The organism is Pseudomonas sichuanensis (genome assembly GCF_003231305.1).
GTDB lineage: Bacteria > Pseudomonadota > Gammaproteobacteria > Pseudomonadales > Pseudomonadaceae > Aquipseudomonas > Aquipseudomonas sichuanensis.
Map to the genome: position 1 here is coordinate 1 of NZ_QKVM01000052.1, position 14,884 is coordinate 14,884.

Genomic DNA, 14,884 nt, shown 5'->3' on the forward strand with positions numbered 1-14,884 from the left:
CTGCGCGCCCAGCGCGACTTCAAGCAGCTGGTGGTCAACGACAGCCACGTGCAGATCGGCGGCCACCGCCAGCTACTGGTCAGGGGCGACAGCCTGGTCACGGTGGAGGCCGACGAGCAACGCAGTGTGAGCGGCGAGCGCAAGGTGCTGGTGCGGGCCAGTGACCACCTGGTGGTCGAGCAGGGCAGCCAGACCCGCGTAGGTACGGTGCTGGTGCAGCACGCCGGGCGCCAGGTGCAGGTGTCGGCGGACGGCGAGGTGGTGGTGGAAGGCGGGGCCAGCATCAGCCTCAAGGTCGGCGGGCAGCACCTGGTGATCAACAGCGCCGGCATTTTTGCCAGCAGCCCGATCCAGGTGGGGGGCACGCCGGCGGTCAACCAGTCGATAGCACCACTCCCGCCTGAGCTGGTTGGCAGCCAGGCATTGGCCGCGTTACCCAAGGTGGTGGCGCCGGTGATGCTGGCGTTGGTGGGCGCTAGCAAGCAGTCCAACCAGGACTTTTGCCCGCTTTGCGAGGCCTGCGCCAATGGCCAGTGTCTGCCGGCAGGAGGTGCCCGATGAGCGGCCATGACCTTTGGCAATGGACGGCCGCACAGCGTGCCCTGGGGCGCGAGGTCGTGCTGCTGCTGGGTGGCGAGGCAGAGACCCGTCACGAGCTGATGGCTGCCTTGGGCAGCGACCGCTGGAGCGCCCTTTACAGCCAGACACCGGCAGCCCAACTGGCCAGCGCGGGCCCCACCGCGTTCCGGGTGGGCGATGGCGAGCTGCGGTTGGCGGGCGCGGACCTCTCGGCGCCACAGACCCACTGGGGTTGGCTGGCGAGCATAGCCCCAGGCGATTGGGAGGCCTGGCTCAGCCACTGGCGGGCGCGGCTGATGGTCGGCCCTGGGCTGTACCGCTTTCACGACAACCGCGTACTGGCGCGTGCCTTGGATGTGCTGGCTCCGGCTGAACTGCCCGCTTACCTCGGGCCGACCATCAGCCTCTGTTACTGGCAAACGGATGCCTGGCGGGTCGCGGACAACCCGGCTCCCGGTAGTTACCCCGTGCCCTCCGAGCCGGCCTGGCTGCGAGTGCCGGCACCTGCCGCCGAGGTGACGCTGTTGGTGAATGCTGACCGCTACTTGGTCCGGCATGACTACGAACGCTATCTGCAACTGGCGAGCGAACAGGACCACGAGGCCTGGCTTGGACGGCAGCTGGAACAGGCCAAGGCCTGGGGATGGGAGACGTCTGCGCAGTTGGAGTTCCTGTTGCTCAGCAGTCTGCGTTCACCGGGGTTCAGGGTCGGGGAGGAGTGGGCGCGGTGGCCGGAGGAAACGCCCGAGGCACATTTTCAGCGGATGCGACGGATTGCGCCATTAGAGCAAGGGAGGAGATGAAGTGAACTATTGGAGAAAGCGAGCAGTTGTTGTAACGGCTGCATTGTTGCAGACCAGCTGTTTCAATTGGCAATCGAATACGTTCACGTTGGTGGGGGAATTGCCGCCGAACTTTTCTTATTGGGCCGGTGTGCTTTACAAGCCGGAGCCGGGCACGAACTGTACGGTCACAGACTGGCGGCGGACCATGCCGGAGTACAACCGGCCTTGGCTGGGTGAATATAAACCGGAAATAAAAGTTGATATAAGAACCCTCATCAAGGGTTGCCGGATGGTTGTTGATGAGATCGATATAAAGATCTTTGCGCGATGGGCAGAGGCGAGGCGGGCTCAGAGTTACGATTTTGCAGGATTGAAGTTTTATGCCGAGCTTGAGGATAAATATACGCGAAAGTTTAAGGCGAAAGAGGGCGACACGTTTTACGGGCAGTGCCAGTGGATGTTTAGGACTAACGGTAAGAATCGAGATATCAACAAGAAGCTTCTCTGCAATAAGGACGTTGATCGAGGCGAGCGCGGCAAGGGAAAGCCTTTCGCGATTTATACGCTGGATCAATTGCCGGGCAAGACGATAAGGATGAATGTTCGTGTACTTGATAAGGACACACCAGGTGATGGGGACACGTGGGTTGAGTTTCCCAATGGATGGAAGCGGTGTATGGGGAAAGGGTTTGACGACCCCTACGGCTTCTGTCGGGGAAACGTCACAGACTTTAGTCACTTTACCGGGCCGAATGGCGAGACTTGCACAATCTACCCAGGCTGCAAGGAGTAAAGCATTATGAAAGAGCTTTATGATGAGATTTCTTCTCCTATTAATTCAAAAATGTTCTCCTGCCCTGTACAAAACTGTCGTACCAGCTTTCAGCTGGTCGATGAATTTGGGCATGGAAAGTCTTATGCGGGACTGAGCTTTGAAGCAGTCGATCGAGAGGGGATGATCTATCAAGGTGTGCTAGATGTTGATGGGAGTGCTGTCGTTTCGGAACACTACAGTGGAGGATTGGTTGTGACGTTGCTTGCAGCGTATGTCGGTTTTGATGACATATATACGCGGCTGACTAATCGAAAAGCCTACCCTCTGAGGCTCACGGAATTACAGATTCGCGCAGAAAATACGCGATTTAAACATGAGGATGGTTCCCGAACCGAGGATAACCCCGCTCAAGCTGTGTGCGACCACTTTCACCAGGTAGAGGTCCGCGATTTGGTTCGATACAACTGCCATCTACCTCCAGCCACGAAATCTAATTTCCCTCCTGAAGAACATGCCAAGAAACTCATGCGTGGGCATGGTGCCCACGGTGTGTGCCTAAGGCCCAACCGACATACGGTGCTTGAGGTTCGTCCCTTGCGCGCTTTGCGGCTGGTGCTATCCAAGGATCCAGGTTTTTGCGTGTTGAACATGTATCAACTGGCACTCATGGCCACGTTGAGCTATTCGCCGTTTGGGCAAGAGCCGGATGAACATCCTGTCAGGGCATCAGCGGTCAGCTTTCCCCATGAGCCCAGTATTGGAAACTGGTTTGGCGAATCTTTGAGTACATTCAGAGAAATCTGGCGGGTCGATACGAAGCTTGCCCAAGCGTTTTACCCAATCTACGAAGAGGTACCTTATTCGCAGCGATGGGAGATCGCTCCCTTCGATCCCGAGTTGTATGCCGACAACGATCCTGAACGTGGCGCCCGTCAGGAGCATCCAGCCAATATTCATTGGCTCGATGACCGGAATAGGTTCAACGCAACGGACACTCAGGCATTTGCCGTCCATACACCTGATCAGATCTTGATAGCGGTTCGCGGTACCAGCGAATTCATGGCCGATTTGCTTCGAGATATGGATGTGCTACAGGTTGAGTTCAATGAGGGTAAGGGACGAGTTCACCGAGGGTTCTACGAGTCCGCGTTACAAGCCTACTCATTTGTAGAGGACTACCTGGCGAGGTTCTACACCGACCAGCAGATAGTCATCTGCGGTCATAGCTTGGGCGGCGCTGTTGCGCTTCTGCTGGCAGAAATGCTTCGCCGCGCAAGGGAAGGCATCGACATCCAGCTCTACACCTACGGCGCCCCTCGCGCCGGCGACGCCACCTTCATGCAAGGCGCCGCCGACCTGATTCATCACCGCATAGTCAACGACAACGACCCAGTCCCCAGTGTGCCCGCCAGCTGGATGCACCGGCCCTTCGAGCGGGTCCGGCAGGATATCGCGCAGGCCCATATGCAAGCGCCCCTGGGCGTGAAGACGGTCCTCACCAGCCTCGGTTTCGAACTGGCCGAGTCCTACGAGCACCACGGCGAATTGCGCCATTTCATGAGCATTCCCTTCGCGCCTGGTCGTCAATCCGCCGTGTTGTGGACGCCCGGCTGCAGCACCATCACCGAGCAAGCGCTGTGCAACCGCATGCTGCGGCACGAGTCCGGCCTGCCCGAACGCATGGCCTTCATGGATCAGTTGTTTCGGGTCGGCGACCATTTCATGGTGGCCTACATTCCCGCCTGCTGGGCCGCGTTGCGCCGCCATCAGGAGGTGCTGAAGGCCAACACGCCCCCTGTCACCCGTCGTGAGTTGTCGCTGATCCGCGCAATGCTGGTTTCATTCGATGAACAGATCCAGCGCATGCAGGCGTCGATCAAGCAAGCGGACCCACACCGTCGCCAACATGAAAATCGTCTGCAAATCATGCATGAGGAACGCCGCCGACTCGAAGCCACCCTGACGCGACTCTCTGCGCTCGCTACCACCACCGTCACCGCAGCCCAGGTCTACGGCTCGCTCGCCAACCACCCCGAACTCGAAACCCTCTTGGCCCGTTGGCACGCCCATGACGTGAACAACCGCGAAGAGCAGCTTGCCATGGCCCCCGCCGAACTTCCCCCAAGCGAGCCACCGGTAATCAAAGTGTCCTTCGACGAGATCTTAGCCATGCTCGATGCCGACAGCGATCCGAATGACCCTCTGAACTTGATATGAAAAAGGTTCCTCACGGATTACCGGGAACGTCATTCCTGATCTTCAGGAATGGAATTCGCTGTCCCAGTAACCATAGGCCATGCGCTTGATCACCTTTATCCGGTTGTTGATCCCTTGTCGGCTTCCAGCAACCGCACAAGCCTGAATCAAGTGGGAGCAACTGTCTTGCTCGCAATTCAAAGGCTTGACGCAATCGCTGGCAAGCCAGCTCCCACAGGGTCCGCGCTGTTACACAAGGGTTGAATCAGCCAACCATCCCAGGCTCGAACGCAATGCTCTGCACCACCTCCAGCTCATAGCCCGCCAAACCCGCATACTTCAGCGGCGGTCCCAGGTGGCGCAGCTTGCCCACGCCGAGGTCCTGCAGGATCTGCGCGCCGGTGCCGACTTCCGAATACACCTTCGACTGGCCGCGCTGGTAGGGGCGCAGCGGCTGCGTCAGCTGCGGTACTCGCTCCAGCAGCGCCTGGGAAGACTCATGGTTGGCGAGGATCACCACCACCCCGGCGCCTTCCGCGGCCACCCTCTGCAGCGCCGCCCACAGGGTCCAGTTGGCGGGCCCTGCATACTCGGCACCGACCAGGTCACGCAGCGGGTCGATCACATGCACGCGCACCAGCGTCGGCTGCTCGCGGCGAATGTCGCCCATGACCATGGCCATGTGCACACCGCCTTCGATGCGGTCCTCATAGGTGACCAGGCGGAAAGTGCCGTGCACGGTGGGCAGTTCGCGCTCACCGATGCGCTTGATGGTCTGCTCGGTGCTGAGGCGGTAGTGGATCAGGTCGGCGATGGTACCGATCTTGATCCCGTGACGGGCGGCGAACACTTCCAGGTCCGGGCGCCGGGCCATGGTGCCGTCGTCGTTGAGCACTTCGACGATCACCGAGGCCGGGGAGAAACCGGCAAGGCGTGCCAGGTCGCAGCCGGCCTCGGTATGGCCGGCGCGGGTCAGCACGCCGCCTTCACGGGCACGCAGGGGGAAGATGTGGCCGGGCTGCACCAGGTCTTCCGGGCGGGCATCGGGGGCCATGGCGGCGGCCACGGTACGGGCCCGGTCGGCGGCGGAGATGCCGGTGGTGACGCCGCTGGCGGCCTCGATCGACACGGTGAAGGCGGTGCTGAACACGCTGCCGTTGGCCGGCACCATCTGCTCGAGGCCCAGGCGTTGGCAGTGTTCGTCGGTGAGGGTCAGGCAGATCAGGCCACGCGCCTCACGGGCCATGAAGTTGATGGCCTGGGCGTCGCAACGCTCGGCGGCGATCAGCAGGTCGCCCTCGTTTTCGCGGTCTTCGTCATCCACCAGCAGGACCATCTTGCCCTGGCGGTAGTCCTCGAGGAGTTCTTCGATGCTGTTGAATGCCATGTTGCACGCTCACGGTGATGGGGTGATTATTATGGTATACCATCATACATAAATATCACTGAAGCAGGAGTACGACGGATGAAGGCCTACTGGATCGCCCATGTGGACGTCAGCGACCCGCAGCAGTACCAGCAGTACACCCAGCGCGCCCCGGCGGCGTTCGTTGCTTTCGGTGGGCGCTTTCTTGCCCGTGGCGGGCGCAGCGAGGCGATGGAGGGGCGGCCCACTCCTCAGCGTAGCGTGGTGATCGAGTTCGATTCGTATGAGCAGGCGCTGGCGTGTTATCGCTCGGACCTGTACCAGGAGGCTTGCCGCCACCGCCAGGGGGTGGCGAAGGCGGAGGTGATCATTGTCGAGGGGGTTGAGCCCTGATGCTTGAGCTGGGGTACTGGGGCTGCTTCGCAGCCCTTCGCGGGTAAATCGCATCGGCGCACCGCCGCTCCCACAGGGATAACGTGGGAGCGGGTTTACCCGCGAAGGGCCGCAAGGCGGCCCCATTCACGCGTCTTCTTTCGCCTGCCCGCGAGTGCGCAGCAGCGACAACAGCACCCCGCCCAGCAACAGCCCGAACGTCACCCCCAGCGACACCCCCGCCGGCACCTTGCCGACCAGCCCGTGCCAGAAGATCTTGCAGCCGATGAAGATCAGCACCATCGCCAGTGCGTACTTGAGGTAGACGAAGCGGTGCATCAGCGCCGCCAGGGCGAAATACAGCGAGCGCAGGCCGAGGATGGCGAAGATGTTCGAGGTGTAGACGATGAAAGGGTCCTGGGTGATGGCGAAGATCGCCGGCACGCTGTCGACGGCAAACACCAGGTCGGCCAGTTCGATCAGCACCAGGGCGAGGAACAGCGGTGTGGCGTAGCGCAGGGCCTGTTGCTCCCCGGGTGGGGTAAGCCGCACGAAGAAGCGCGGGCCGTGGATCTGTTCGGTAACCCGCATGTGCCGACGCACGAAACGCAGCACCGGGTTGTTGGCCAGGTCCGGGTGGCTGTCGTCCTTCGATAGCGCCATCTTCACCCCGGTAAACAGCAGGAAGGCGCCGAAGATGTACAGCACCCAGGCAAAGTGCTGCACCAGTGCCGCGCCCACGCCGATCATGATCGCCCGCAACACCACCACTCCGAGGATGCCCCAGAACAGCACGCGGTGCTGGTAGCGGCGGGGGATGGCGAAGAAGCTGAAGATCATCGCCATGACGAACACGTTGTCCATCGACAGCGATTGTTCCACCAGGAAGCCGGTGTAGAACTCCAGCGCCGACTGCGCGCCCAGCTCGTGCCATACCCACACGCCGAACAGCACGCCGACACTGAAATAGCCGGAATACAGCAGTAGGCTTTCGCGCATTTCGATCTCGCGTTCCTGGCGGTGCAGCACACCCAGGTCAAGCACGAGCAAGGCGATGACGATCGCGATGAACACCAGCCACAACCAGGTGCTGGTACCGAGGAATGGGTTAACGAGAAATGCATGCAGAGCTGTCATGAGCCCCTCCTTGCTTGTCGACGTTGCCAGGCAACAGTGATTCCGACATGGCGGCGCAAACCGTCAGAGGGGCCCGGCATCACATGCTCTTGAGGCTAGCCCTGAATGCCGTGGATGCCGATGGCAAGGCTGTTACATTTCTTTTCCAGCCAATTCGATCACCGATGTTTGACGGCATACGCCTGGCGCACATCGCTGGCCCAGCCATCGAGCACGGCCTTTACGTTGTCGGCGGTCATCTGCTGGCGGTCGTTTTCCAGCGGCACGCCAGTCCCGGTGAGCACCGCTGCACCGATCAGCCTGCCGCTGGTGCCCGCCTCGAAACGCAGCTCGCTGGCAATTTCACTGTCCAGGTCTCGCCAGCCCGCAACGCTGCTTACCCCGGCCGCCACCAGGGTGATCGGCAGCCATTCATAGAAGTGCAAACCTTGGGTATGGGCGTCGATCCGGCTGATGACCGGCCTGATCACCAGGGTGTTCGGGCCTGGGCGCTCGACCACGGTCATGACCTTGCCCAGCTCGTTGCGCAGTGCCGCGTCGTAGTAGCCGGTGATGTTGGCCAGCGTACTCTGTGGGATGCGTGCGGTCGGCGCGGGCGCGGGGTAGAGCCGGCTCGGTGCGAGGTACACCTGGATATAGCGGCCGCGCGGCAGTTTCGGGTCGACCCAGGTCAGGGCGGTGCCGCCCGAAGGCGTCGGGTGCGGGCTCAGCACGCTGTAGTCCGGCAGGAAGCCGGCAGGCGGCGGTGTCTTGCTGCTGCACGCAGACAGGCCCAATACGCAGGTCAGCAGTACGGCACGGGCAGGCATGTGCTTCATGGCTGGCCTCCGGCTGCGTCGTTCGCCGGGCCCTGTGGCGAATGCTCGATGTGCAGTTGCCCCTTGGCCATCATCCAGTGGATGAGTTCGTTCGCCGTCACCGTATGGCTGTATTCCACCCATTCGCCGTGCGCCGGGCTGTAATGTTCGAAGTAGCGCCGCAGGACGATCTGGCCATTGTGCTCGCCCAGTTCAAGGCTCGCCTGCTGGATGGTCAGGGCTGCGCCGTCGCCACGGGTGCTGGTGCGCTGGTTGAGGATCAGGGCAGGGCCCTCGGTGCTGGTGCTGTGGTGCGAGAGGTTCATCGGTGCCCCCTGGTGGTCGAAGGCCAGCAGGGTGCCCCAGGTTGTTTGCCGGCGAATGTCGGCGTGATGTCCACACTGTAGAAATGTTACGCGGTTGAAATAAATGACCGCAGCCGCGCAATGGTTTTAGATACGCCCTTTTTCTGGACCCTGTGACCGTGAGCAGACTGCTGATCGTCGACGACGACGTGGAAATCCTGGCCCTGCTGAAGCAGTTCTTCATGCAGCATGCCTACGAGGTCGAGTTGGCCGCCGACGGCCAGGCCATGTGGGCGGCCATTGCCCGGCAAACCCCGGACATCATCATCCTCGACCTGATGCTGCCGGGCGAGGGCGGCCTGAGCCTGTGCCAGAAGGTCCGTGCCCAGACCGGCATCCCGATCGTCATGCTCACCGCCATGGCCGAGCTGAGCGACCGTATCGTCGGCCTGGAACTGGGCGCCGACGACTACCTGACCAAACCCTTCGACCCGCGTGAGCTGCTCGCCCGCCTGCGCGCCGTACAGCGCCGGGCCGGCGGCCAGTTGCCCCGTGCCGAGGCCGTGCGGCCGCTGATCGGCTTCGCCGGCTGGCAGCTGGATGTCACCTGCCGCGAGCTGCGCTCGCCCGAGCAGGTGATGATCCCGTTGTCTGGCGCCGAGTTCGACCTGCTGGTGGTGTTCCTCGAGCACCCGCAGCGCATCCTCACCCGCGAGCAACTGATCGACCTGACCCGTGGCCAGGGGCATGAGGCCTTCGACCGCAGCATCGATGTGCAGGTCAGCCGGCTGCGGCGCAAGATCGAGCCGGACAGCAAGCGGCCGGACTTGATCCGCACCGTGCGCAATGGCGGCTACCTGTTCACTGCCAAGGTCACCCGGTCATGATCGGCCGGTTGTTGCGACGCGATACCCTGCGCTGGCGGATCGCCCTGACCATCTTCGCCGCCATGCTGGCGTCGCTGGCGCTCAATGCGCTGTTCGTCCAGGTGGCAGGCATCTGGGCGCGCCCGCCGATCGAGCGCACCGGCCTGCTCGAACAGATTGCCGTGACCACGCGCCTGCTGGAAGCGGCGCCGGTACCCTTGCGCGGGCAACTGGCGCAGGCGGCGAGCAACCCGACCTTGCAGGTGACCTGGAGCGGCCAGCGTGAAGCACTCGAGCTGCCTGCTGCGGGCATGCCGGTGGAGGCCGAGCGGATCCCGGCGCTGCGGCCATTACTGGGGCAGGGCCGGACGATCGAGGCGTTCAACCCTTCGGATTGGCCAGCGGGCAGCGCCGAGGCGCATTACGGCGCACTGGTGCGCCTGGCCGATGGCAGCTGGCTGTCGTTCGTCCCGCCTGAGCGCAGCTGGGGGCTCAGCGCGCCGGCGCGGATTGCGGTGATCCTCGGCCTGGGGCTGATCGCCACGCTGCTGGTGGCCTGGCTGGCCACGCGGCAACTGGCCAACCCGCTGCAGCGCTTCGCCAGCGCCGCGCGCCGTTTCGGCGGCGACCTGCAGGCCCCGCCGATCGACATCGAGGGGCCGCAGGAGATCCGCCAGGCCATCGTCGCGTTCAACACCATGCAGGCGCAGATCCAGCACTTTGTGCGCGAGCGCACCCAGATGCTCGCGGCCATCTCCCATGACCTGCGGGCCCCCCTGACGCGCCTGCGCCTGCGCAGCGAGTTCATGGAGGACCTGGAGCACCAGCGCAAGCTGGTGCGCGATGTCGACGAGATGCAATCGATGATCAACGCTGCCCTGGCGTTCTTCCGCGAAGGCACGCAGCTGGAGCAGGCGACAGTGTTCGATCTGTCCGAGCTGTTGCAGACCATCCTCGACGATTACTGCGACCAGCACATCGATGTCGACTTCAGCGGCCCCGCACACCTGGTGCATTGGGGCCGGCCGTTGGCGCTCAAGCGGGTGGTGGTCAACCTGCTGGAGAACGCGATCAAGTATGCGCGCACCCCGCGCATCGCCCTGAGCCGTGAGGCCCATCGGGTGCTGATCGAGATCAGCGATGAGGGACCGGGCATCCCCGAAGCGGCACTGCAGCAGGTGTTCGAGCCGTTCTTCCGCCTGGAAGGCTCACGCAACCGGCATACCGGCGGCGTCGGGCTCGGCTTGTCGGCGGCGCGGGCGATGGTACGCGAGCAGGGTGGCGAACTGACCTTGCATAACCGCCGGGGTGCGGGGCTGGTGGCCCGGATCGAATTGCCGGACTACCGCTGAAGCTCAGTACACCCAGACCTCGACCCGGCGGTTGCGCAAGCGCCCCTGTTCCAGGTCGTTGCCCGCGACCGGCAGTTCGTCGCCCATGCCGGTCACTTCCTTGACCTCCACGCCCTGGCGCGCCAGTTCGCGGCGTACCGCCATGGCCCGCAGGCGCGAGAGCAGGGCGGCGCGCCCCGGGGTTTCCTTGGGGTCGCCAAAGCCCACCAAGACCGCCTTGCGCTGCAACTTACCGGCCTGGCGCAGGTAGTCGCCGACCCGCTGCACATCGCGCAGGGCCTTGTTGTCGAGGCCGGCGCTGCCCTCCTGGAAACGAAAGTTGACCGTCAGGCGGTTGGCTTCGCGCGCAAGGCTTAAGTAGCGCACTGGCATGTCCGCTTGCGCCGGCACCGGCAGTGCTTTGATCTGCTGCGAGACGAAGCCCTGCTCGGCGACGATGGCCTGGCCGGCGGGGCTCTGGGCGAACTCGGCCAGGGCCCGGGCCTGGGGGATCGCGTTGGCCGGCAGGTAGAAGAACAGGCGCCGCGACAGCGGGTAGTCCTCGCTGGCTACCAGCGCGCGGCTGGGTGGCAGGGCGGCGGCATCGCCGTCGGCCACCGCCAGTACCTTGGCCCCGTGCACCGTGGCCAGACCGCTGAAACCGATGGCCTGGCGGTCGGCCTTGACCTGTTCGGCCAAGGCCTCGGCAGATTCGAAGCGCCGGGCCTGGGCCGACAGTTCGCCGTGGCGTGGGTCGAGCACCAGCGCCTTGAAGGTTTCGAAGGTGCCCGAGCGGTCGTCGCGGGCGTACAGGTGGATAGCGCCGCCGGGCACCCCCAACTGCTCCCAGCGTGAGAGCTGGCCAGAGAAGATCTGCGCCAGTTGCACGGTGGTCAACTGCGCCAACGGATTGTCGGGGTGGACGATAACCGCCACACCATCGAGGCCGATCACTTGTTCCGAACCGGCCACGCGCAGGTCGCCCAAGGCTTGCAGTTGCTGCGCTTCGCGGTCGCTGATCGGCCGCGAGGCGGCGGCCAGGTCGGCGTCGCCCCGGGCCAGGGCGGCGAAGCCGGTGCTCGAACCGTGGGCGGCGATGTCGATGCGCAGCGGCTGTCCGTTGCGGCTCTGGGCGCGGATCAGGGTCTCGTTGGCTGCCGCGCCGGGCTGGCTGTCGATCGCACTGGCGCCTTGCGCCTGCAGCAGCCCGCGCACCAGCGCCGGGGCCAGTGCGGCGCCGATGGTGTTGGAGCCCTGGATGCGCAGTTGCACGGGCTCGGCCATGGTCAGCGCGGGGATCAGGCAGAGCAGAAGGGGGAGCAGGCGGTGCATGCCGGGGACCTTTGGCACAGAGTTGCGCCGCAGATTACGACAGTGGCGTGACTGTTGGATGACAGGGGCGGCAGCTGACTTTTTATGCCTTCGAGTGTATGGCGACAGGTTTGCAGCGCCTATGAGATCGAGCGCCGCCCGCGCGGCGCTTCGCGGGTAAATCGCAGCGGCGAACCGCCGCTCCCACAGTTTGTTTCGGGCCAGTCTCTCCTGTGCCATCACCTGGTCCGCCTTGTTGGTACGACGCGGTTTCATCATGGGCGTTGCCGCCGCCCCACATGACTCAAGGCATGCACCAAGGCAGGCGCCGGTACTTTCCCAGGAATAATTGGCCCGAAACAGACTGTGGGAGCGGGTTTACCCGCGAAGCGCCGCGCGGGCGGCGCTCGATCTCATGGGCGCTGCAAAAACTTCGGCGAGCCCTTGGTGGCCCTCACCGAACTTCCCGCCAAATCAACGCGCCTCAGGCACGATGATGTGGCTCGGCGCTTCGCTGGCCCGGCGCCGGGCGACGCAGTAATACAGCACGCTCGGCACCACCAGCCCGATCAGCCAGGACACATCCACGCCGCCCAGGTGCGCGACCATGGGCCCGGTGTACAGCTTGGTGTCGATGAACGGCATCTGCACCAGCACGCCGAAGGTGTACACGCCGATCCCCGGCCAGTTCCAGCGGCCATAGCGGCCGTTGGGGTCGGCCAGTGCCGGGATGTCGTAGCGTTCCTTGGTGATGAAGTAGTAATCCACCAGGTTCACCGCGCTCCAGGGCACGAAGAAGGTCAGCAGGAACAGGATGAACGACTTGAACGCCGTGAGGAACGAGTGCTGGCCGAGCAGGGCGACCAGCGTGGCGGCGCCGACGATAGCCAGCACGAACACCAGGCGTTGGGCGCGGCTGATCGACAGGTGGCCACGAAAACCGCTGATGATCGTGGCGATGCACATGAAGCTGCCGTAGCTGTTGAGCGTAGAGATGGTCACCTTGCCGAACGCGATGCAGAAGTACAGCAGCGCCGCCGTGGTGCCGGCGCCGCCCAGGCCGACGATGTAGGCCACTTCACGCCCGGAGAACTGCCCGCCGGCGATGGCGACGGCGAACACCCCCAGGACCATCGACGCCTGGGCGCCGATCACCGAACCCAGGCCTGCGGCGAGGAACGTCTTGAGGGGCGAGGTGTTGCTGGGCAGGTAGCGCGAATAGTCGGCCACATAGGGGCCGAAGGCGATCTGCCAGGACGCCGCCAGAGAGACCGCGAGCAGGAAGGTGGCCCAGCTGAAATGGCGGTTGGCGAGGAGCTCGCTGATGTCGGCCAGCATCAGGATGCGGCTGAACAGATAGACGAAGGCGATGATGCCCAGCACGCTGGCCACTCGGCCGATCCAGTGAATCACCCGGTAGCCAGCCAGGGTCGCCAGCACGATCACCCCGGCGAACAGCAGGATGCCGGTGCTGTCGCTGACGCTGAGCAATTGGCCGATGGCCTGGCCGGACAGCACCGTGCCGGTGGCGGTGAAGCCCATGTACATCAGGCACACCAGCACCATGGGGATGGCGGCGCCGTAGACCCCGAACTGTACGCGGCTGGAGATCATCTGCGGCAGCCCCAGGCGCGGGCCCTGGGCGGCATGCAGGGCCATCACCGCGCCGCCGATCAGTTGGCCGATGAACAGGCCGATCAGCGACCAGAACACATCGCCGCCGAGCACCACGGCCAGGGCGCCGGTGACGATAGCGGTAATCTGCAGGTTGGCACCCAGCCACAGGGTGAACTGGCTGTAGACGCGTCCATGGCGTTCGGCTTCGGGGATGTAGTCGATCGAGCGCCGCTCGATCACAGGTTTGCTGGACATCGGGGAGGGCTCCGCTTCGTTGTTTTTGTGAGGGGCGGCGGCTATCGGCGGGACGCAGGGCGGATGGCCGAGGCTTGATATGAGCATGTCTATACAAGTCCGGTCAAGTGAAGCTTGCGGCCAGTTTTTCCTGTTGTCATCGAGCCGATACAGCGCACTGTTACGTAAGGTCGATACACAACTGTGCTGGTCCCTGGGCCTGTAATCGCCTTATGCTGTAACGAAATATGTCTAGAACAAGCCTGCAGAAGGAAAGCGTGCCATGCCACTCAAGGACCTGCTGATCGCCCTGGTGGTGATCATCGCCTGGGGCGTCAATTTCGTGGTCATCAAGGTCGGCCTCGACGGCCTGCCGCCGATGCTGCTGGGTGCCTTGCGCTTTCTGCTGGTGGCGTTCCCGGCGGTGCTGCTGGTGCGGCGCCCGAATTTGCCGTGGCGCTGGCTGATTGCCTACGGCGCGACCATCTCCCTGGGGCAGTTCGCCTTCCTGTTCCAGGCCATGTACAGCGGCATGCCGCCAGGGCTTGCATCGCTGGTGCTGCAATCGCAAGCGTTCTTTACCCTCGGTTTCGCCGCGCTGTTCCTCGGTGAGCGGCTGCGCCTGGCCAGTGTGCTCGGGCTGCTGGTGGCGGCCGGGGGGCTGGCGGTGATCGGCAGCGAGCACAGCAGCCACGTGCCGCTGATCGCCTTGCTGCTGACCCTGTGCGGCGGCGCCATGTGGGGCATGGGCAACATCATCACCCGGCGCTTCGGCAAGGTCGATCTGGTGGCGCTGGTGATCTGGGGCGGGCTGATCCCGCCGCTGCCGTTCCTGGCGCTGTCGTGGTGGCTGGAAGGGCCGGAGCTGATTGCCCACGCACTGCTCAACATCAGCTGGAGCTCGGTGCTGGCTCTGGCCTACCTGGCGTTCGTCGCCACCATGATCGGCTACAGCCTGTGGAGCACGCTGCTGTCGCGCCACCCGGCGGGCAAGGTGGCGCCGTTCTCGCTGCTGGTGCCGGTGATCGGCCTGAGTTCCTCGGCGTTGCTGCTGGGCGAGCGCTTGAGCCAGATGCAGGTCTGGGGTGGCCTGCTGGTGATGCTGGGGCTGCTGATCAATGTGTTCGGGCCACGGCTGGGGCAGCGCTTGAAGGCGGCCAGCGCGTAGGGCTCCAGGGGGCATAGGTCGGTATTACGGGGTTGGTGCGCTAGC

Annotated in this window: 14 protein-coding genes and 1 pseudogene; 8 read left to right on the forward strand and 7 right to left on the reverse strand. The window is 63.7% G+C overall.

Features of this window, described 5'->3' with window-relative positions:
- From DM373_RS22875 to DM373_RS22890, 4 genes are all read left to right on the forward strand, one after another.
- Positions 1 to 561, forward strand: a 561-nt coding sequence (locus DM373_RS22875) for a bacteriophage T4 gp5 trimerisation domain-containing protein (RefSeq protein WP_425272608.1), incomplete at its 5' end; no start/stop codon positions are given.
- Positions 558 to 1,382, forward strand: coding sequence for a DUF4123 domain-containing protein (locus DM373_RS22880; RefSeq protein WP_110995746.1), 825 nt, complete (start codon positions 558 to 560; stop codon positions 1,380 to 1,382). The genes DM373_RS22875 and DM373_RS22880, both read left to right, overlap by 4 nt.
- Position 1,383: 1 nt before the next feature.
- On the forward strand, positions 1,384 to 2,157 hold the full coding sequence (locus tag DM373_RS22885; RefSeq protein WP_110995747.1) for a hypothetical protein: 774 nt from the start codon (positions 1,384 to 1,386) through the stop codon (positions 2,155 to 2,157).
- 6 nt (positions 2,158 to 2,163) lie between these two features.
- On the forward strand, positions 2,164 to 4,356 hold the full coding sequence (locus DM373_RS22890; RefSeq protein ID WP_110995748.1) for a lipase family protein: 2,193 nt from the start codon (positions 2,164 to 2,166) through the stop codon (positions 4,354 to 4,356).
- A 10-nt stretch (positions 4,357 to 4,366) separates the two neighbouring features.
- Here the strand turns inward: DM373_RS22890 and DM373_RS28995 are convergent.
- Together DM373_RS28995 and ribBA are read right to left on the reverse strand one after the other, a co-directional pair.
- A pseudogene (locus DM373_RS28995) lies at positions 4,367 to 4,473 on the reverse strand (transposase); the annotation flags it as partial.
- 127 nt (positions 4,474 to 4,600) lie between these two features.
- Positions 4,601 to 5,722 carry a bifunctional 3,4-dihydroxy-2-butanone-4-phosphate synthase/GTP cyclohydrolase II gene (gene ribBA, locus DM373_RS22895; protein WP_110995749.1) on the reverse strand — a complete coding sequence of 374 codons (1,122 nt, stop codon included), beginning with the start codon at positions 5,720 to 5,722 and terminating at the stop codon, positions 4,601 to 4,603.
- A gap of 78 nt (positions 5,723 to 5,800) precedes the next feature.
- Between ribBA and DM373_RS22900 the strand changes: the two genes are divergently transcribed.
- Entirely contained in the window at positions 5,801 to 6,094 is a 294-nt protein-coding gene (locus DM373_RS22900; RefSeq protein WP_110995750.1) for a DUF1330 domain-containing protein, read from the forward strand.
- A gap of 126 nt (positions 6,095 to 6,220) precedes the next feature.
- On the opposite strand, the gene DM373_RS22905 is transcribed toward DM373_RS22900, so the two are convergent.
- The 3 genes from DM373_RS22905 to DM373_RS22915 all read right to left on the reverse strand — a co-directional run bounded on the left by DM373_RS22905 (position 6,221) and on the right by DM373_RS22915 (position 8,333).
- Positions 6,221 to 7,210, reverse strand: a complete 990-nt coding sequence (locus DM373_RS22905) for a TerC family protein (RefSeq protein WP_110995751.1) — start codon at positions 7,208 to 7,210, stop codon at positions 6,221 to 6,223.
- 158 nt (positions 7,211 to 7,368) lie between these two features.
- A complete protein-coding gene (locus tag DM373_RS22910) occupies positions 7,369 to 8,028 on the reverse strand; it encodes a DUF3313 domain-containing protein (RefSeq protein WP_110995752.1) in 660 nt (219 codons plus the stop codon).
- The gene (locus DM373_RS22915) at positions 8,025 to 8,333 is read right to left on the reverse strand and encodes a hypothetical protein (RefSeq protein ID WP_110995753.1); all 309 of its coding nucleotides are present in this window, start codon (positions 8,331 to 8,333) and stop codon (positions 8,025 to 8,027) included. The genes DM373_RS22910 and DM373_RS22915 overlap by 4 nt, the downstream gene beginning before the upstream one ends.
- Positions 8,334 to 8,491: 158 nt before the next feature.
- On the opposite strand from DM373_RS22915, the gene DM373_RS22920 reads away from it, so the two are divergent.
- Complete coding sequence (locus DM373_RS22920) at positions 8,492 to 9,199, forward strand: response regulator (protein WP_208642826.1); 708 nt, start codon at positions 8,492 to 8,494, stop codon at positions 9,197 to 9,199.
- Complete coding sequence (locus tag DM373_RS22925) at positions 9,196 to 10,530, forward strand: ATP-binding protein (protein ID WP_110995755.1); 1,335 nt, start codon at positions 9,196 to 9,198, stop codon at positions 10,528 to 10,530. The genes DM373_RS22920 and DM373_RS22925 overlap by 4 nt, the downstream gene beginning before the upstream one ends.
- Positions 10,531 to 10,533: 3 nt before the next feature.
- Here the strand turns inward: DM373_RS22925 and DM373_RS22930 are convergent, their stop codons facing one another.
- Positions 10,534 to 11,841: a phosphate ABC transporter substrate-binding/OmpA family protein gene (locus tag DM373_RS22930; protein ID WP_110995756.1), complete on the reverse strand. Its 1,308-nt coding sequence runs from the start codon at positions 11,839 to 11,841 to the stop codon at positions 10,534 to 10,536.
- Positions 11,842 to 12,294: 453 nt separating this feature from the next.
- Complete coding sequence (locus DM373_RS22935) at positions 12,295 to 13,692, reverse strand: purine-cytosine permease family protein (RefSeq protein ID WP_110995757.1); 1,398 nt, start codon at positions 13,690 to 13,692, stop codon at positions 12,295 to 12,297.
- A gap of 262 nt (positions 13,693 to 13,954) precedes the next feature.
- On the opposite strand from DM373_RS22935, the gene DM373_RS22940 reads away from it, so the two are divergent.
- A complete protein-coding gene (locus DM373_RS22940; protein WP_110995758.1) occupies positions 13,955 to 14,839 on the forward strand; it encodes an EamA family transporter in 885 nt (294 codons plus the stop codon).
- Positions 14,840 to 14,884: the final 45 nt, after the last annotated feature.

Coding starts and splice junctions, on each gene's coding strand:
- DM373_RS22925 (WP_110995755.1), top strand. CDS start 9,196: ATGATCGGCCGGTTGTTGCGACGCGATACCCTGCGCTGGCGGATCGCC.
- DM373_RS22905 (WP_110995751.1), bottom strand. CDS start 7,210: ATGACAGCTCTGCATGCATTTCTCGTTAACCCATTCCTCGGTACCAGC.
- DM373_RS22915 (WP_110995753.1), bottom strand. CDS start 8,333: ATGAACCTCTCGCACCACAGCACCAGCACCGAGGGCCCTGCCCTGATC.
- DM373_RS22940 (WP_110995758.1), top strand. CDS start 13,955: ATGCCACTCAAGGACCTGCTGATCGCCCTGGTGGTGATCATCGCCTGG.
- DM373_RS22935 (WP_110995757.1), bottom strand. CDS start 13,692: ATGTCCAGCAAACCTGTGATCGAGCGGCGCTCGATCGACTACATCCCC.
- DM373_RS22910 (WP_110995752.1), bottom strand. CDS start 8,028: ATGAAGCACATGCCTGCCCGTGCCGTACTGCTGACCTGCGTATTGGGC.
- DM373_RS22930 (WP_110995756.1), bottom strand. CDS start 11,841: ATGCACCGCCTGCTCCCCCTTCTGCTCTGCCTGATCCCCGCGCTGACC.
- DM373_RS22900 (WP_110995750.1), top strand. CDS start 5,801: ATGAAGGCCTACTGGATCGCCCATGTGGACGTCAGCGACCCGCAGCAG.
- DM373_RS22880 (WP_110995746.1), top strand. CDS start 558: ATGAGCGGCCATGACCTTTGGCAATGGACGGCCGCACAGCGTGCCCTG.
- ribBA (WP_110995749.1), bottom strand. CDS start 5,722: ATGGCATTCAACAGCATCGAAGAACTCCTCGAGGACTACCGCCAGGGC.
- DM373_RS22890 (WP_110995748.1), top strand. CDS start 2,164: ATGAAAGAGCTTTATGATGAGATTTCTTCTCCTATTAATTCAAAAATG.